Genomic DNA, 16,460 nt, shown 5'->3' on the forward strand with positions numbered 1-16,460 from the left:
AGAAACAGCAATCTGATTGAGGGGATTTTCAGCAAAACGGTCATATTGAATGGTCGTCTTGCAGGCCGGACGGCGGTATTGGCCGATCCGCCCTGCAGTACGAATTTTTACGCTAACAAAACGCGCTCAATATTATCGCAGCCTAACGCTTTCAGGGTGGCGGAGGTCGCATCCCACTGAATCAACGGCGCATCGGCTTTTTCAGCCAGCACGGCGCGTTGGATGTCCGGGTAGTCATAACCGTTCAAATTCAACAGGTTTAACGCGCCCTGCAGCGGCGGCAGGGTCGGATTGAAGGCGGCGTTCTCAGCATAGCTGCCGCTAAAAATTCGACCATCTTTGCATTCCAGCGCAACGCCGCTTGGGGATTTGCTGTACGGCATATGGCATCTGTTGGCGGCGGTAATTGCCGCCTGGGTCAACGCATCGCCCTGCAGCGCGAAGCCGTGATCCTGATCGTCCATCAGCAGCGTTTTGATCTCCAGATCTTTCGGTCCGAAGGCATCTGGCAGGTAATCGCGCAGCACGTGCGGCGCACGCCCCGGCAGATGAATGCGTAAGTCCAGTCCGCTGTTCAGTTCGTTCATAAACTGGCGACAGTGTCCGCACGGCGTGTAGTTGACGGTGATGGCGGCGAGCCCTTTTTCACCGCGCAACCAGGCGTGGCTGATGGCGCTTTGCTCGGCATGAACGGTTTGCTGCATGGTCGCGCCCAGGAACTCCATGTTCCCACCGAAGTACCAGTTACCGCTGATGCCGCGAGAAATTGCCCCAACGTTGAAATTGGACAGCGGGGTACGCGCGCAGGCCGCAGCCAGCGGCAGCAGAGCGAATGCCAGCGCGTCTTCGTCCAGTCCCGATTCGCGTTTCAGCAAAGAGACCTGCTCAGCAGTCAGCATGGCGGGGAAATGCACATCCGCCAGAACAGGCGCCAGGGCTGATTGCAAGTTATCCGCGAGTTGGGCAAAAGCAGTTTGAAAACGTGGATGCATGGCGATGCCTCATAACAATGTAATGGAATCGTAGTTTACGGGCCTGTTACGGCTTTATATGTGATCCAAATCTCATTGTGTGTGCAACTTATGAAACTTAAATGAAAAATGTGCAACGCATCGCAAATAAATTACCAAAAAATGAAGGTTAACCGACCACCGCCAGAATAATCGGGAACAGGAATGGGGCGACCAACGAGGTGATAATCCCGCAAATAACCAGCGCCAGAGAGCCAAACGCGCCTTCCTGGTAGTCCAGCTCCGCACAGCGAGCGGTGCCGAGGGCATGCGAAGCAGTGCCCATTGCCAGCCCACGTGCGGCTTTGGTGCGAATACGCATCGCATTAAGCAACGTATGTCCAAACACAGCTCCGAGGATACCGACAAAAATGACGCAAACGGCGCTGATAGCCGGAATACCGCCAATACTGCCTCCCACCGCCATAGCGATAGGCGTAGTGACCGATTTCGGCATGATAGACGCGGCAATTTGCGGCGATGCGCCCATTAACAGGGCGACTGTTGTACCCGTAACCATCGCCACGATGCTTCCCACAAAACAGATAGCGATGATTGATTTCCAGCGGGCGCGGATCTGGTGCAACTGTTCATATAACGGATAGGCCAGCGCGACCACGGCAGGTTGCAACAAATCGTTCAGCACCTCACTGCCTTTGAAATAGTGATCGTAGGGAATACCGGTCAGCAGCAGAATGGGAATAATCACCACCATGGCGACCAGCAGCGGGTTCAATAGCGGCATTTTAAATCGTGCAGCCAGCTTACGTGCGCCGAAAAATACCGCCAGCGTCAGAGGTAACGACCACCATATATACGACATCATTCTTTAGACCCTTTTTGCCCAACGATTTTGCGCTCACCGTGCACAATGTGCGAACTCCAGCTCACCACCAGGAAAACGACCAGCGTACTGATGGTGCAGGACACCACCACCGGACCAAATTGTGCGCGGAGCAGATCAAAGTACTGCATGATCCCAACGCCAATTGGGACAAACAGCAGGGCCATATAACGAATCAGCACGTAGCAGCCAGGGTTAACCCATTTTGCTGGTAACACCTGCAAAGCCAGTAAAACAAACAGAATCAGCATGCCGATAATGCTGCCCGGAATGGTGATAGGAAGTAGTGACGCAAGAAAAATACCTGCATAGAGGCAGGCATAAATCAGGACGAATGCGCGCAAATATTGCCAGATAGTGTTCAGTGCTTTGCTCATAGTTGAAACCCTTGACGAGACTGATTCATCATACAATTAAACTTCAAAACGTGCTACCGATCACATCATGAATTCTAAGCATAGAGGAAATAGATATCTGGAACATCGGGCGATGGCCCTAACTATCTACGCTAAACCTGTGCCAGGTAATACAGAAAACGATTCAAAGCGGTAGTGGGCGTTTCATTGTTGCGCCAGAATACGCCTACGCTGCCTTTTTGTTCAATTTTCGGCAGATTCAGAATAGCCAACTGTCCCTGGGCGGCATAACGCTGCGCCAGGCGTAGAGAAAGAATAGAGATCATGTCGCTACTTTGCAGCAGGTTGGTGCTGACGTTGATCGACGCCGATTCAATGATGTTTTCCGGCAGCATGACGCCGTTATCTACTAGCGCGTTATCAATGCTTATCCGGATGGGCGTTCCCGTCGGCCAGACAATCCAGCGCCAGTTAGCCAGATCGTGCCAGGTGAGTAGGGGATATTTTGCCAGCGGATGGTCGGGACGTGCGACGAAGCAGACCGGCTCGGTATACAGCACCTGATAATTGAGCGGCAACTGAAGCGCCCGGCCGCCGACGCGACCGACGACGACATCCACCGAACCCGCAAGCAGATCGTGCAGCAGCGGGGTCATCACCTTTTCTTCAATATTAAGATGCAGGGTGGGCAGTTCTGTGAGTAAACCCAGTATCGCCTGTGAAACGCAGTCGGTCGCCACCGGCGAGCAACCAATCTTCAGGCTCCCTACCAGGCCGCCTTGCTTAAAACGGGCGATTTCATACTGCGAACGTTCCATATCATTGATCAGGCGTTGGGCATGCTGAAGTAGCAGTTTACCGCCTTCGGAAGGACGCAAGCCTTTGCTGTGACGTTCAAAGAGCGTGATGCCAATCTCATCTTCGAGCTGTGATAACCATTTTGACAACGCTGGCTGGGTGATATTCATCATCCGGGCAACGTGAGTCAAATTCCCCTGTTCGCCCAGCGCGATAAGCGTTTGCAGGTGGTGCAACTTCAGTTTCTGCGCCCAGTTAGCCATTTGCTATAACCTCCAGGTTATGCCTCTGCATGAAAAGCCATTGTACATTTCATCTCCAAACATACAAAGTCGCAACATACCTAAAACAAAACAGACATCTACTCTACCTGCACTGAGGCATTCACTATGACTCACCAACGTGATCTACAAGCACTGATCGATTCCGCCCCCGTCGGCAAGACCCAGTGGCGCGTTATCATCTGTTGTTTTCTGGTCGTCATGCTCGATGGTTTTGATACCGCGGCGATTGGTTTTATCGCACCCGACATTCGCACTCATTGGCAACTGACTGCCGGCGATTTGGCGCCGCTGTTTGGCGCGGGCCTGCTGGGTCTGACCGCTGGCGCACTGCTCTGCGGTCCGCTGTCCGATCGTTTTGGTCGCAAACGCGTGATAGAACTCTGCGTGGCGCTGTTCGGCGCATTGAGCCTTTTATCGGCTTTTTCTCCCGACCTACAAACGCTGGTCATTTTGCGCTTCCTTACCGGATTAGGTCTGGGCGGCGCGATGCCAAATACCATCACCATGACGTCAGAATACCTGCCAGCGCGTCGGCGCGGCGCGCTGGTTACCATGATGTTCTGTGGATTTACCCTGGGGTCGGCGATGGGCGGGATTGTCAGCGCGCAGCTGGTGCCGGTCATTGGCTGGCACGGCATCCTGGTGCTGGGAGGCGTTCTACCGCTGATGCTGTTTGTGGCCCTGTTGTTTGCCTTACCGGAATCCCCACGCTGGCAGGTTCGTCGTCAGTTGCCGCAAAACGTGATTGCCAGAACCGTTAGCGCCATCACCCGGGAACGTTATGACAATACCCAATTTTATCTCAACGAGGGCACCGCGATTGCTAAAGGCAGCATTCGCCAGCTGTTCGTCGGGCGACAGCTACCCATTACCCTGATGTTATGGGTGGTGTTCTTTATGAGCTTGCTGATTATTTATCTGCTCTCCAGTTGGATGCCGACGCTGTTAAACCATCGCGGAATAGACCTGCAGCATGCCTCATGGGTGACCGCCGCCTTCCAGATTGGCGGTACGCTCGGCGCGCTGGCGCTGGGAGTGCTGATGGATAAATACAACCCTTTCCGCGTGCTGGCTGTGAGCTATGCGCTGGGTGCGGTGTGTATTGTCATGATTGGCCTGAGCGAAAACGGCTTGTGGCTGATGGCGCTGGCCATTTTTGGCACCGGCATTGGTATCAGTGGTTCTCAGGTGGGCCTCAATGCGTTAACCGCCACGCTTTATCCGACGCAGAGTCGGGCGACGGGCGTCAGCTGGTCTAATGCGATTGGCCGCTGCGGCGCGATTGTCGGCTCGCTATCCGGCGGCGTGATGATGGCGATGAATTTCTCATTCGATAACCTGTTTTTCATTATCGCCGTTCCGGCGGCCATCAGCGCGATGATGCTAGCCCTGCTGACGGTTGTTATCCGCCAGTCGGCCTCTGCCTCAAATACTCTGCCACGTGCAAGTGTTGTGAATGAATAAGGAGAATCCCTATGTCTGAACTGAATCAGGATGTTAAGAACAGCCGTCAGCAGTTTTACCAGCATATTTCCGGGCAGAATCTGACCCCGTTGTGGGAGTCGCTGCATCGTCTGGTGCCGTCAACGCCGAACGCGAATTGCGCGCCTGCGTACTGGAACTATCAGGAGATCCGTCCGCTACTGCTGGAAAGCGGCGATCTGATTGGCGCGAAAGAGGCGATTCGCCGCGTGCTGGTGCTGGAAAACCCAATGCTGCGCGGACAGTCTTCAATCACCCCGACGCTGTACGCGGGATTGCAGTTAATCATGCCGGGCGAGGTTGCGCCGAGTCACCGCCATAATCAGTCTGCGCTGCGCTTTATTGTCGAAGGGAAAGGGGCATTTACCGCCGTGGATGGTGAGCGTACCCAGATGCATGAAGGCGATTTTATTCTGACGCCGCAGTGGCGCTGGCACGATCACGGCAACCCAGGCAGCGAACCGGTGGTGTGGCTGGACGGTCTGGATCTGCCGCTGGTGAATCTGCTGGGCTGCGGTTTTGCAGAAGACTACCCGGAAGATCAACAGCCGGTCACGCGCAAGGAAGGGGATTATTTACCGCGCTATGCGGCCAATATGCTGCCGCTGCGTCATCAGAAGGGTAACTCATCGCCCATTTTTAACTATCGCTACGATCGCAGCCGTGAAGCGCTACATGACCTGTCCCGCATGGGCGACGCCGATGAGTGGGACGGTTACAAGATGCGTTACGTGAACCCGGTAACCGGTGGTTATCCCATGCCTTCAATGGGGACCTTCCTGCAACTGTTGCCGAAGGGCTTTGCTTCGCGGATGGCGCGTACCACCGACAGCACTATCTACCACGTGGTGGAAGGAAGCGGGCAGGTCACCATCGGCAACGAAACCTTCAATTTTTCACCAAAAGATATCTTCGTGGTGCCAACCTGGCACGGCGTGTCGTTCAGGACCCACGAAGATACCGTTTTATTTAGTTTTTCGGACAGACCGGTTCAGGAAGCGCTGGGGTTGTTCCGTGAAGCACGTTATTAATTTGGGAGAGAGAAAATGACGCAATACGTATTCGAACCACAAGCGCCTGTTACCGTTCCGGTGGTTGGCAGTGATGAACAATTTCCCGTACGCCGCGTGTACTGCGTGGGCCGCAACTATGCCGCTCATGCGCGTGAAATGGGCTTTGATCCGGATCGCGAACCGCCGTTCTTCTTCTGTAAACCTGCCGATGCGGTGGTTCCGGTGGCGGCCGGTCAAACCCTCGAACTGCCATACCCTTCGCAGACCGATAACTATCACTATGAGATAGAGCTGGTGGTGGCGATTGGTAAAAAGGGCAGCGATATACTACTGGAAAAAGCGCACGAATATATCTGGGGCTATGCCACCGGTCTGGATATGACCCGCCGCGACAGGCAGATGGAGATGCGCCAGATGGGGCGTCCGTGGGAAATCGGCAAAGCGTTCGATCTCTCTGCCCCCATCGCGCCGCTGCATAAAGCCTGCGAAAGCGCGGATGTTAACCATGCGCCTATCTGGCTGCAGGTCAACGGCGTCGATCATCAGCGGAGCGATATTCGCCACCTCATCTGGTCCGTTAATGAAACCATTAGCTATCTGTCCGGCTTTTTCGAACTGCAGCCGGGCGATTTGATCTACACCGGTACTCCAGAAGGCGTAGGGGCGGTGGTGAAAGGGGATGTGATCACCGGAAACGTAGACGGTTTAACCCCCATCGCCGTGAAGATTGTCTGAGGTGGATGATGAAGCTGTACAGTTTCTTTAATAGCTCCGCGTCATATCGTGTACGCATTGCGCTGGCGCTGAAGGGGCTCGATTACCAGACGGTGGGCGTCAACATTCGCATCGGTCAGCAGAACGAGTTGGCCTACCGGCGGATGAATCCTGTGGGGCTGGTGCCTACGCTGGTTACCGACGACGGAGAATCACTCGGGCAGTCGCTGGCGATAACCGACTGGCTGGACGGCCACTTTCCGCAGTCGCCGCTGCTGCCTGCCGATTTCCCGGCGCGTAGTAAGGTGCTGGAAATCGTCTATGCCATCGCCTGTGATATCCATCCCGTGAATAACATGCGGGTATTGCGCTACCTGAGCGAAGAATTAAAGGTCAGTGAAGAAGATAAAAAACGCTGGTATGCGCACTGGATCCAGCAAGGGTTAAGCGCGGTGGAACAGATGCTGCGCCAGAGTCATTCGGGGACGTTCTGCGTGGGTGATGCGCCGACGCTGGCGGATTGCTGTCTGATCCCACAGTGGGCGAACGCGTTACGTATGGGCTGCGATCTGAGCGGATATCCGCGTTGTAAGGCGGTATATGATGCCTGTATCCAGCTTCCGGCGTTTATCGCCGCCGCGCCCGAGAATCAACAAGACAAAATTCCAGCCTGATAAGGAGAACGACAATGGCTAAAGTGACACGCGCAATTATCGTGGGTGGTGGGATTGGCGGCGCGGCGACTGCGCTATCGCTGGCCCGTCAGGGCATTAAAGTGATGTTGCTGGAGAAAGCGCACGAGATTGGTGAAATTGGCGCAGGTATTCAGCTTGGACCGAACGCGTTCTCTGCTCTGGACAGTCTTGGCGTGGGTGACGTCGCCCGTCAGCGCGCCGTTTTTACCGATCACATCACCATGATGGATGCGGTAAACGCGAAAGAGGTGGTACATATTGAAACCGGGCAGGCGTTTCGCGATCACTTCGGCGGCCCTTATGCGGTTATCCATCGGGTTGATATTCATGCTTCTGTCTGGGAAGCGGCGCTGGTTCACCCCAACGTTGAGTATCGCACTTCAACGAACGTGGTTGATATTCGCCAGACCGAGAATGACGTGACGGTATTTGATGAGCACGGCAACAGCTGGACGGCGGATATTTTGGTGGGCTGTGACGGTGTGAAATCGGTCGTTCGCCAGTCTCTGATTGGCGATGCGCCACGCGTGACCGGGCATGTGGTCTACCGGGCGGTGATTGATTGCGATGATATGCCGGAAGATTTGCGCATTAACGCGCCAGTGTTGTGGGCCGGACCGCACTGCCACCTGGTTCACTATCCGCTGCGCGGCGGCAAACAGTACAATCTGGTGGTGACCTTCCACAGTCGTCAGCAGGAAGAGTGGGGAGTGAAGGATGGCAGTAAAGAGGAGGTTCTCTCCTATTTCGCCGGAATTCACGCGCGACCGCGCCAGATGCTGGATAAACCCACGTCCTGGCGGCGTTGGTCCACTGCCGACCGCGAACCGGTAGAAAAATGGGGCACCGATCGTATTACGCTGGTGGGTGATGCCGCACATCCGGTGGCGCAATATATGGCGCAGGGAGCCTGTATGGCGCTGGAAGATGCCGTCACGCTTGGTAGGGCGTTACAGCAGTGTGACGGCGATGCGGCTGATGCCTTTGCCCTGTATGAGTCGGTGCGTATTCCGCGTACTGCCAGGATTGTCTGGTCGACGCGCGAAATGGGCCGTGTTTATCACGCTGCGGGAGTCGAACGTCAGGTGCGTAATCTGCTGTGGAAAGGGAAATCACAGGCTGAATTTTATCGTGGTATGGAATGGCTGTATGGCTGGAAAGAAGATAACTGCCTGTTGCCGCGCTGAGCCTCTTTAATCTCCCTAACGGAGGCGCTACCATAGCGCCTCTTTTTTTGCGGGTGACGATATGCGTGTTTTACTGGCGCCGATGGAAGGCGTGCTCGACTCACTGGTGCGCGAGCTGCTGACAGAAGTGAATGATTACGACCTGTGCATCACCGAGTTTGTGCGCGTGGTGGATCAGCTCTTGCCGGCAAAAGTATTTCATCGGCTCTGCCCGGAACTGCATAACGACAGTCGGACGCCATCCGGCACGCGGGTGCGCATACAGCTACTGGGGCAGTATCCGCAGTGGCTGGCGGAGAACGCCGCGCGCGCGGTTGAACTGGGATCGTACGGCGTCGATCTGAACTGCGGCTGTCCGTCGAAGCTGGTCAACGGCAGCGGCGGCGGTGCTACGTTATTGAAAGATCCTGAGCTTATCTACCGGGGCGCAAAAGCCATGCGCGAAGCGGTTCCGGCTCATCTCCCGGTGACGGTGAAAGTGCGTCTGGGCTGGGATAACAGCGACCGGCAGTTTGAAATTGCCGATGCCGTCCAGCAGGCTGGCGCCAGCGAACTGGCCGTGCATGGCCGAACCAAGGAGCAGGGCTATAAGGCCGAACATATCAACTGGCAGGCGATCGGTGAGATCCGCCAGCGGCTTTCCATTCCGGTTATCGCGAATGGCGAAATCTGGGACTGGCAAAGCGCCCAGGATTGCATGGCCATCAGCGGATGCGATGCGGTGATGATTGGACGTGGCGCATTAAATATTCCGAACCTGAGTCGCGTGGTGAAGTACAACGAGCCGCGTATGCCGTGGCCTGATGTGGTGAGGTTGTTGCAAAAATATACCCGTCTTGAAAAGCAGGGGGACACCGGGCTGTACCACGTGGCGCGGATTAAACAATGGCTGGGGTATTTGCGAAAAGAATATTCAGAGGCAACTGCACTGTTTCAGGAGATTCGTGCGTTAAACAATTCGCCGGATATCGCTCGGGCGATTCAGGCCATCGAGATTACCGCCTGACGTCAGTTCCGGTAGGCCGGATAAGGCGTTTACGCCGCCATCCGGCATCAGAGAGAATAATCGCCTGACATTTCTGCTATCAGGCCTGGGCGAAATGACAACATCAGAAAATCATCTTAAACACGCCCGTTACCACCAACAGTCCAATCAGAAAAATAATCAGAATTACCCACAGCAGAATTTTCATTAATTTTCCCTTTTTTTGGTAAGTTCAGATTGAGTATAGGAAAGTATCAATCATTCTGCCTGGGGGGACTGTTATGCTGGTTTACGTGCGCTGAGCAAAAACACCATTGGCCGCTCTTTTTCTTCATCCAGCGCCGGGTTTTCAGCAATCTGTTGCGCAGACGGTCCCCATTCATCGACACAGACGATGTCGAATCCGGCCCCAACCAACGCATTAATCCAGGTCGCCAGTTTACGGTGCTGTTTTTTGACGCCTTCAGCAAACCAGTTACTGATGCGTTCGCCTTCCTGCTGATAATGATTGACCGGCCAGGACTGTTGCCCGGTTTTATCTTTTATCCAGCCCTGGTTAAGCGGTGCGGTATAAATTGGATGCTCGGCAGAAAAAACTAACATGCCGCCTGGTGTTAATGACTGGTAAATCGTTACCAATAATCGTTCTATATCGCGCAAATAGTGCAGGGCAAGCGAGCTATAAACCAGATCAAAGGAATTTGGCGACAGGGTAAGCATTTCGAGATCTTCACGCTGATAAACGATGCCACTACCCTGAGTCATACTGTGCGCCTGGGTTAACATCTTTTGTGAAATATCCAGTCCCAATACGCTGGCAGCCTGATTATCGCGCGCGTAGCGACAAAACCAGCCATATCCACAGCCCAAATCGAGAATGTTTTTTCCCTGCAGAGAGGGGAGCATAGCTTGTATTGTCGGCCATTCTGGCGCGCCATCGAGTCCTTTCACCGAACGATCCAGCGTGGCGTATCCTGCAAAGAACTCAGGGTCGTCATAGATATTCTGTGACATAACGTCTCCATCTATTAATTATTAAAATTATTTAATCTATATTATTTGTCTGGTGTATATTCTTCCGATTATATAATTTTATTGCCAAAGATGTATTGCCACGCGTAACTAAAAAAGCAGGAACGACAAGTCGTAATCTCTGCACATCTTTTCTTACCTGTATATCTCCATGAATCGTAATTCCGTTTTAGTCCCGGCGGCATTGTTGCCGCTTTTTATTCTGATGTCAGGCTGCGCGCCAATGCATGATGACCGCCAGTCTCTGTCGCAGCAGGCTCCTGCTGCGAATGTCGATACCACATTGCCCGCAGCGTTAAAAAATGGCTGGCCGGACAGCCAGTGGTGGAAGGCATACCATGACCCCCAGCTTAATGCGTTGATTGACAGCACGTTGCGAAATTCTCCTGATATGCAGGTAGCGGAACAGCGCATTCAACTGGCGGAGGCACAGGCTAAGGCGGTGGAGGCGCAGGATGGCCCGGAGATCGACTTCTCCGCGGACGTTGAGCGTCAGAGAATGTCAGCCGAAGGGCTGATGGGACCGTTTGCCATTACCGATCCGGCCGCCGGGACGACAGGGCCGTGGTACACCAACGGCACCTTTGGTTTAACCGCAGGCTGGAATCTGGATCTGTGGGGTAAGAATCGGGCTGAAGTGACGGCGCGTATAGGGGCCGTTAAGGCGCGTGAAGCCGAGCGTGAGCAAACCCGACAGCTGCTGGCGAGCGGCGTGTCTCGACTGTACTGGGAATGGCAAACGCAGGCCGCGCTGAAAACCGTGCTGACGCAAATCGAAACTGAGCAGCAAAACGTGATTACCGTCGATCGTCAGCTGTATCAAAACGGTCTTACTTCTTCAGTGGAAGGCGTTGAAACTGACATCGATTCCAGCAAGACAGAGCAGCAGTTAAACGACGTCAGCGGTAAAATGAAGGTCATCGAGGCGCGACTGAGCGCGCTGACTAATGCCCAGTCCACTGCCCTGAAGCTCCATACGACCAAACTGCCTGCGGTCGAAAGTCAGCTCCCGTCCCAGTTAGGTTACTCGCTACTGGCCCGCCGACCGGATTTACAGGCGGCGCACTGGTACATCGAATCATCGCTGAGCAGCATTGATGCGGCGAAAGCGGCGTTTTATCCCGATGTGAATCTGATAGCGTTTTTACAACAGGATGCGTTACATCTGAGCGACCTGTTCCGCCATTCCGCACAGCAAATGGGTGTCACAGCCGGACTCACGCTGCCTGTCTTCGACAGCGGCAGACTAAATGCGAATCTCGACATAACCAAAGCCCAAAGCAACCTGACGGTGGCGAATTACAATAAAGCCGTGGTAGATGCAGTGAATGACGTGGCGCGAGCAGCTTCGCAGGTGGAAACACTGGCGCAGAAAAATCAGCATCAGCAGCAGATTGAGCATGATGCCCAGCGCGTCGTGGGTCTGGCGCAGGCGCGCTTTAATGCCGGTATTATTGCTGGCTCCCGGGTCAGCGAGGCAAAGATCCCGGCTTTACGCGAGCAGTGCAACGGTCTGCTTTTACAAGGCCAGTGGCTGGATGCCTCAATCCAGTTGACCAGCGCGCTGGGTGGTGGTTATCACGCGTCCTGACTGTTCGGCCCGCGGTGTTAAGCTGTCGGGCCATTTTCATTGCGCTTACGTGCGCTTCGCCGTTTCATCCACCAGCGGACGCCCGCGACTATCCCGATAACCAGCACCAGCCAGATGCCATGCTTGATATGCTGGTCAAGGCTGTGCAGCCACGGCGCAATCACTTCGCCACCGACATAGCCGAGAGTGGTAAATAGCGATGCCCAGACAAATGCGCCAAGAATATTCAACGGTAAAAAAATCTTCGGCGGCAGGTGACTGGCGCCAATCAGCAAAGGACCAATAACGCGAAAGCCATACATAAAGCGCGTACCGACCACAAACAGGTAAGGACGTCGCTGGATCATCTTTTGTGCATAATCAATTTTTGCCTGATGGCGCGAGAAACGCTGCAAAATTTTGCCGCCAAAACGGCGTCCGAGTAAATAGAGCAACTGATCGCCAATCATCCCACCCAGTGCGACCGAGAGTACCACCAGCGGAAATTTCAGAACGCCCTGATGTGCCGCCACGCCGCCTAACAGGGTAATGGTTTCGCCTTCCGCCAGGCTGCCGATGATTAACGCAGCATAGCCGTATTGCGCAACATAATGATTTATATCCATACGTTTGTATGACCTCCACTACTAATAGCATACACCCTATGAATATTTGATGCCGGAAAAGCACAACCTGGCGCTTCGGTATTTTTCCTGTGTACATAAAATAATCAAAAGCTGAATTATAATTGAAGTGTTGAGGTCCGGAGCTGACAAGAAGGGGGCGGTATGAACCATGTCTGGGGGCTGTTTTCCCATCCCGATCGTGAAATGCACGTAATCAACAGCGAAAACGAAAGTGTTTCGCATCACTACACCCACCATGTACTGCTGATGGCGGCAATCCCGGTTATTTGCGCGTTTATCGGCACCACGCAAATCGGCTGGAATTTTGGCGATGGCAATATCCTGAAATTATCCCTGTTAACCGGATTGGCGATGGCGATTCTGTTTTACGGGGTGATGCTGGCAGGCGTCGCCGTCATGGGCCGGGTTATCTGGTGGATGGCGCGAAATTACCCGCAGCGTCCGTCGCTGGCGCATTGTATGGTGTTTGCCGGATATGTCGCGACGCCGCTGTTTTTAAGCGGGCTCGTCGCACTTTATCCGCTGGTCTGGCTGTGCGCATTGGTGGGGACCATCGCGCTGTTTTACACCGGCTATTTACTTTACCTCGGTATACCGACGTTCCTGAATATCACTCGTGAGGAAGGGTTAAGTTTTTCCAGTTCGACGCTGGCGATCGGTGTGCTGGTACTGGAAGTTTTGCTGGCTATTACGGTAATCCTGTGGGGTTACGGCTATCGGTTATTCTGACGGATAAACCTGTCTGCGCTGCGTTGTTGACGTAAAAGTCAGCAACGCAGCATTTCGAGACGATTCTCCTGTGGCGGCAAACCTGCCGGATCGCTATGATGCCTGAGCTAGCTTGAGATAATACTTAGTCTCAGGCGGTGTGCGTTGTGACGTGCGTGAACCATTATCAGAAATCTCATCATGCTGAAATTCCGAGTTTCATTATTAAGCCTTGCCCTGGTGCTGGCCGTTCCTTTTGCACCCCAAGCCGTGGCTAAAACGGCAACTACCGCAGCGGCTTCTCAACCTGAGATAGCATCCGGTAGCGCGATGATTGTTGATCTGAATACCAACAAAGTTATCTATTCGAACCATCCGGATCTTGTGCGTCCGATTGCGTCGATTACCAAATTAATGACGGCGATGGTGGTGCTTGATGCGCGACTGCCGCTGAATGAAAAGTTGAAAGTTGATATTAGCCAGACGCCGGAAATGAAAGGCATTTACTCTCGCGTTCGACTTAACAGCGAAATTAGCCGTAAAGACATGCTGTTGCTGGCGCTGATGTCATCAGAAAACCGCGCGGCGGCGAGCCTGGCGCATCATTACCCGGGCGGATATAACGCGTTTATCAAAGCCATGAATGCCAAAGCGAAATCGCTCGGTATGACTCAGACACGCTTTGTGGAACCCACCGGCTTATCGATTCATAACGTTTCGACGGCCCGGGACTTAACCAAACTGCTGATTGCCAGCAAACAGTATCCGCTGATTGGCCAGCTAAGTACGACGCGCGAAGATATGGCGACGTTTGCCAATCCGGCGTATACGCTGCCGTTTCGTAACACCAACCATTTGGTATACCGCGATAACTGGAATATTCAGTTAACGAAAACCGGGTTTACCAATGCGGCGGGTCACTGTCTGGTGATGCGCACGGTGATTAATAACAAACCGGTGGCGCTGGTGGTGATGGATGCATTTGGTAAATATACCCACTTTGCCGATGCCAGCCGTTTACGTACCTGGATTGAAACGGGCAAGGTGATGCCGGTTCCGGCGGCGGCGCTGAGCTATAAAAAGCAAAAAGCCGCGCAGATGGCGGCGGCAGGTTCGGCGACGGGCGAGCAAACCGCACAGAACGATTAAACAAGACGTCTTATCCGGCCTGCACAAAACTAATGTGGCTGTAGGCCGGGCAAGCGAAGCGCCCCCGGCAACATGCCCGGTGGCGCTTATCTTTTTTTTGCTTTACGACTCTTTCCAGAACTTCTGCTTACTCGTTTTCCCAATACCCGGATTCATACTGTTGGTGGGATCGTTCTCACGGTAAAAACGGGTCAAGGTTTCCGGCGCCTGATACAGATGCCCGACGTTGTGCTCTGCCGGATACTGCGCCCCACGCTCGCGCAGGAGTTCCAGCATTTGCTCTTTCAGCGCATGCGCGTCCACGCCTTTTTTCACAATGTAATCCTGATGGAAGACGTAGCACATAAAGTGACCGTAATAGAGTTTGTGCACCAGTTGGCTGTCGATCTCTGGAGGCAGATGCTCGTACCATTCGGTATCGTTACGGCGTAGCGCGATATCCAGCGCCAGAATATCTTCCACTTCATCGGCATGAACGGCCTGATAACGTATAGCCGCGCCAGCCGCCGCAAAGCGGTGTAAAAACGCCTTGCTGCCTTCTTCCGCGGTACAGGCAAAGAAATCGCCTTCAGCGGTTTTGAAATATTCGCTAAGCCAGTTTTGCGCTTCAGCCACGCCGCCGCCGGCCATTTTTAACAGCAGGTGATGTTCGTACTTATCGCGCCAGCTTTTCATGCGTGCCGGTAAGTGGCTGGGGAACAAATGACCAAATTTCTGCATTGCGCGATCGGTGAAGTGCGGACGGAAAATTTTCACTTTTTCCAGCATCGCATCGGTGCGACCTTTCAGGGTGAAGAAGAACGGCATTTTGTCGGTGCCGAGCTTGTCGATCATCAGAAACGTATCTTTGCCGTATTGCTCAGCAATGTCGTAAATATCGCGGTGCATGTATTCACCGGCGACCGGCAGATGCTCAAATTTTGCCAGAATATGCCGGCGGATCTCTGTCAATACCTCTGGCTGGTTGGTGCCGATATAAAAGACCTGCTGGTTTTTTTCGGCTTCGAAGGTGTCCAGGCGCACGGCGAAAACCGCGAGCTTGCCGGCACAACCGGATGATTCAAACAATCTATCCGGGTCGGCGTTATAGCGTGCAGGCGTGTCCGCCTCGATATCTCTGACGCGGGTAACGTAGTCGTGATCGTGCGCATGACGCCCGTCATGGCGGACATCGTCATCTTTAATCCGCTCGTCATCAAGTTTGCTCAGGATCTGCTCCGGGGTCTGGCCCAGCTCGATACCCAGATGGTTAACCAGCTGTAATTTGCCCTGTTCGTCAATACGCGCAAACAGCGACATCTCCGTGTATGCCGGACCGCGCTGTACCAGCGAGCCGCCGGAGTTGTTGCAAATGCCGCCGATAACCGAAGCGCCGATGCAAGACGAACCGATCACTGAATGCGGCTCACGGCCAAACGGTTTGAGCGCTTTTTCCAGCGAATAAAGCGTGGTTCCAGGGTAAGCCAAAACCTGTTCGCCTTTGCCAATGACGTGCAGCTTATCAAGACGCAGAGTGCTGATAATGACAATCTCGCGGTCATAATCATTACCGCTCGGCGTAGAGCCTTCGGTCAGACCGGTGTTTGCGGCCTGCATCAGGATGATTTTATCTGCGGCGACGCAGGCGCTCAAAACGCGCCACAGTTCTAAAAGCGAGCCCGGGAACACGACGGCAAGCGCATCGCCCTGGCCGGAGCGGAAGCCCTTGCGATAGCGGGCGGTTTTAGCAGGGTCTGTGAGCAGGTGTGAATGACCCACCAGACGGGTCAGTTCATTCAGAAAAGCTTTATTATCTGTTGTAATGGAAGACATTCTCCACTCCTTGTGGTGGGACTCAATATCAGGAACAAGCATAGCGCTTTGTATGACAATACGCTTTCTCATTCATAATGTCTCTGGTTCGTCTTCTACTGATTCGCGCTGGTTTTGAAAATTAGGAGAATAACCTTAGCTTTCTTTATCGCTCCCGTTTAGTCTTACGGCAAA

Annotated in this window: 17 protein-coding genes; 9 read left to right on the top strand and 8 right to left on the bottom strand. The window is 53.8% G+C overall.

The genetic code is table 11. The annotated features are described in order from the left end of the window. Positions 1-107: 107 nt before the first annotated feature. From cdd to OGV80_RS22395, 4 genes are all read right to left on the bottom strand, one after another. Entirely contained in the window at positions 108-992 is an 885-nt protein-coding gene (gene cdd, locus OGV80_RS22380) for a cytidine deaminase (protein WP_043016953.1), read from the bottom strand. A 148-nt stretch (positions 993-1,140) separates the two neighbouring features. Beyond that, positions 1,141-1,836 (bottom strand): CidB/LrgB family autolysis modulator, encoded by a 696-nt coding sequence (locus OGV80_RS22385; protein WP_043016952.1) that lies wholly within the window; start codon positions 1,834-1,836, stop codon positions 1,141-1,143. Continuing rightward, on the bottom strand, positions 1,833-2,231 hold the full coding sequence (locus OGV80_RS22390) for a CidA/LrgA family protein (protein WP_043016951.1): 399 nt from the start codon (positions 2,229-2,231) through the stop codon (positions 1,833-1,835). The genes OGV80_RS22385 and OGV80_RS22390 overlap by 4 nt, the downstream gene beginning before the upstream one ends. Before the next feature lie 131 nt (positions 2,232-2,362). Next, a complete protein-coding gene (locus OGV80_RS22395; RefSeq protein ID WP_043016950.1) occupies positions 2,363-3,271 on the bottom strand; it encodes a LysR substrate-binding domain-containing protein in 909 nt (302 codons plus the stop codon). A 126-nt stretch (positions 3,272-3,397) separates the two neighbouring features. Here OGV80_RS22395 and mhbT point away from each other — a divergent pair, with 126 nt between their 5' ends. From mhbT to dusC, 6 genes are all read left to right on the top strand, one after another. Continuing rightward, positions 3,398-4,756, top strand: a complete 1,359-nt coding sequence (gene mhbT / locus OGV80_RS22400) for a 3-hydroxybenzoate transporter MhbT (protein WP_087052524.1) — start codon at positions 3,398-3,400, stop codon at positions 4,754-4,756. A gap of 11 nt (positions 4,757-4,767) precedes the next feature. Next, a complete protein-coding gene (gene gtdA, locus OGV80_RS22405) occupies positions 4,768-5,805 on the top strand; it encodes a gentisate 1,2-dioxygenase (RefSeq protein ID WP_087052525.1) in 1,038 nt (345 codons plus the stop codon). 15 nt (positions 5,806-5,820) lie between these two features. Then, positions 5,821-6,522, top strand: a complete 702-nt coding sequence (locus tag OGV80_RS22410; protein WP_087052526.1) for a fumarylacetoacetate hydrolase family protein — start codon at positions 5,821-5,823, stop codon at positions 6,520-6,522. Between the two features lie 8 nt (positions 6,523-6,530). Continuing rightward, positions 6,531-7,175 (top strand): maleylacetoacetate isomerase, encoded by a 645-nt coding sequence (gene maiA / locus OGV80_RS22415; RefSeq protein ID WP_043016946.1) that lies wholly within the window; start codon positions 6,531-6,533, stop codon positions 7,173-7,175. 14 nt (positions 7,176-7,189) lie between these two features. Continuing rightward, positions 7,190-8,383, top strand: a complete 1,194-nt coding sequence (locus OGV80_RS22420; protein ID WP_100194591.1) for a 3-hydroxybenzoate 6-monooxygenase — start codon at positions 7,190-7,192, stop codon at positions 8,381-8,383. Between the two features lie 61 nt (positions 8,384-8,444). Then, positions 8,445-9,389 carry a tRNA dihydrouridine(16) synthase DusC gene (dusC, locus tag OGV80_RS22425; RefSeq protein ID WP_043016944.1) on the top strand — a complete coding sequence of 315 codons (945 nt, stop codon included), beginning with the start codon at positions 8,445-8,447 and terminating at the stop codon, positions 9,387-9,389. 103 nt (positions 9,390-9,492) lie between these two features. On the opposite strand, the gene yohP is transcribed toward dusC, so the two are convergent. Both yohP and OGV80_RS22435 read right to left on the bottom strand, forming a co-directional pair. Beyond that, the gene (gene yohP / locus OGV80_RS22430; RefSeq protein WP_015572324.1) at positions 9,493-9,576 is read right to left on the bottom strand and encodes a small membrane protein YohP; all 84 of its coding nucleotides are present in this window, start codon (positions 9,574-9,576) and stop codon (positions 9,493-9,495) included. 71 nt (positions 9,577-9,647) lie between these two features. Further along, positions 9,648-10,382, bottom strand: coding sequence for a class I SAM-dependent methyltransferase (locus tag OGV80_RS22435; RefSeq protein ID WP_087052528.1), 735 nt, complete (start codon positions 10,380-10,382; stop codon positions 9,648-9,650). Positions 10,383-10,551: 169 nt separating this feature from the next. Here OGV80_RS22435 and mdtQ point away from each other — a divergent pair, with 169 nt between their 5' ends. Continuing rightward, positions 10,552-11,991 (top strand): multidrug resistance outer membrane protein MdtQ, encoded by a 1,440-nt coding sequence (mdtQ, locus tag OGV80_RS22440; RefSeq protein WP_087052529.1) that lies wholly within the window; start codon positions 10,552-10,554, stop codon positions 11,989-11,991. A gap of 17 nt (positions 11,992-12,008) precedes the next feature. On the opposite strand, the gene OGV80_RS22445 is transcribed toward mdtQ, so the two are convergent. After that, positions 12,009-12,596 (bottom strand): DedA family protein, encoded by a 588-nt coding sequence (locus OGV80_RS22445; protein WP_043016941.1) that lies wholly within the window; start codon positions 12,594-12,596, stop codon positions 12,009-12,011. Positions 12,597-12,758: 162 nt separating this feature from the next. On the opposite strand from OGV80_RS22445, the gene OGV80_RS22450 reads away from it, so the two are divergent. Next, the gene (locus tag OGV80_RS22450) at positions 12,759-13,346 is read left to right on the top strand and encodes a Yip1 family protein (protein ID WP_043016940.1); all 588 of its coding nucleotides are present in this window, start codon (positions 12,759-12,761) and stop codon (positions 13,344-13,346) included. Between the two features lie 180 nt (positions 13,347-13,526). After that, positions 13,527-14,474 carry a D-alanyl-D-alanine endopeptidase gene (gene pbpG, locus OGV80_RS22455; protein ID WP_047410000.1) on the top strand — a complete coding sequence of 316 codons (948 nt, stop codon included), beginning with the start codon at positions 13,527-13,529 and terminating at the stop codon, positions 14,472-14,474. Between the two features lie 102 nt (positions 14,475-14,576). Here pbpG and dld read toward each other — a convergent pair whose 3' ends face one another. Continuing rightward, positions 14,577-16,286, bottom strand: a complete 1,710-nt coding sequence (gene dld, locus OGV80_RS22460; protein ID WP_043016938.1) for a D-lactate dehydrogenase — start codon at positions 16,284-16,286, stop codon at positions 14,577-14,579. Between the last annotated feature and the right edge of the window lie 174 nt (positions 16,287-16,460).

It is taken from the genome of Citrobacter sp. Ce119, assembly GCF_030334525.1.
In the GTDB taxonomy this organism is placed as follows: Bacteria; Pseudomonadota; Gammaproteobacteria; order Enterobacterales; family Enterobacteriaceae; genus Citrobacter; species Citrobacter europaeus.

What these genes read in the sequence shown, in the direction of transcription:
- cdd (WP_043016953.1), bottom strand. Translation starts at nt 992, where the DNA reads ATGCATCCACGTTTTCAAACTGCTTTTGCCCAACTCGCGGATAACTTG.
- OGV80_RS22385 (WP_043016952.1), bottom strand. Translation starts at nt 1,836, where the DNA reads ATGATGTCGTATATATGGTGGTCGTTACCTCTGACGCTGGCGGTATTT.
- OGV80_RS22390 (WP_043016951.1), bottom strand. Translation starts at nt 2,231, where the DNA reads ATGAGCAAAGCACTGAACACTATCTGGCAATATTTGCGCGCATTCGTC.
- OGV80_RS22395 (WP_043016950.1), bottom strand. Translation starts at nt 3,271, where the DNA reads ATGGCTAACTGGGCGCAGAAACTGAAGTTGCACCACCTGCAAACGCTT.
- mhbT (WP_087052524.1), top strand. Translation starts at nt 3,398, where the DNA reads ATGACTCACCAACGTGATCTACAAGCACTGATCGATTCCGCCCCCGTC.
- gtdA (WP_087052525.1), top strand. Translation starts at nt 4,768, where the DNA reads ATGTCTGAACTGAATCAGGATGTTAAGAACAGCCGTCAGCAGTTTTAC.
- OGV80_RS22410 (WP_087052526.1), top strand. Translation starts at nt 5,821, where the DNA reads ATGACGCAATACGTATTCGAACCACAAGCGCCTGTTACCGTTCCGGTG.
- maiA (WP_043016946.1), top strand. Translation starts at nt 6,531, where the DNA reads ATGAAGCTGTACAGTTTCTTTAATAGCTCCGCGTCATATCGTGTACGC.
- OGV80_RS22420 (WP_100194591.1), top strand. Translation starts at nt 7,190, where the DNA reads ATGGCTAAAGTGACACGCGCAATTATCGTGGGTGGTGGGATTGGCGGC.
- dusC (WP_043016944.1), top strand. Translation starts at nt 8,445, where the DNA reads ATGCGTGTTTTACTGGCGCCGATGGAAGGCGTGCTCGACTCACTGGTG.
- yohP (WP_015572324.1), bottom strand. Translation starts at nt 9,576, where the DNA reads ATGAAAATTCTGCTGTGGGTAATTCTGATTATTTTTCTGATTGGACTG.
- OGV80_RS22435 (WP_087052528.1), bottom strand. Translation starts at nt 10,382, where the DNA reads ATGTCACAGAATATCTATGACGACCCTGAGTTCTTTGCAGGATACGCC.
- mdtQ (WP_087052529.1), top strand. Translation starts at nt 10,552, where the DNA reads ATGAATCGTAATTCCGTTTTAGTCCCGGCGGCATTGTTGCCGCTTTTT.
- OGV80_RS22445 (WP_043016941.1), bottom strand. Translation starts at nt 12,596, where the DNA reads ATGGATATAAATCATTATGTTGCGCAATACGGCTATGCTGCGTTAATC.
- OGV80_RS22450 (WP_043016940.1), top strand. Translation starts at nt 12,759, where the DNA reads ATGAACCATGTCTGGGGGCTGTTTTCCCATCCCGATCGTGAAATGCAC.
- pbpG (WP_047410000.1), top strand. Translation starts at nt 13,527, where the DNA reads ATGCTGAAATTCCGAGTTTCATTATTAAGCCTTGCCCTGGTGCTGGCC.
- dld (WP_043016938.1), bottom strand. Translation starts at nt 16,286, where the DNA reads ATGTCTTCCATTACAACAGATAATAAAGCTTTTCTGAATGAACTGACC.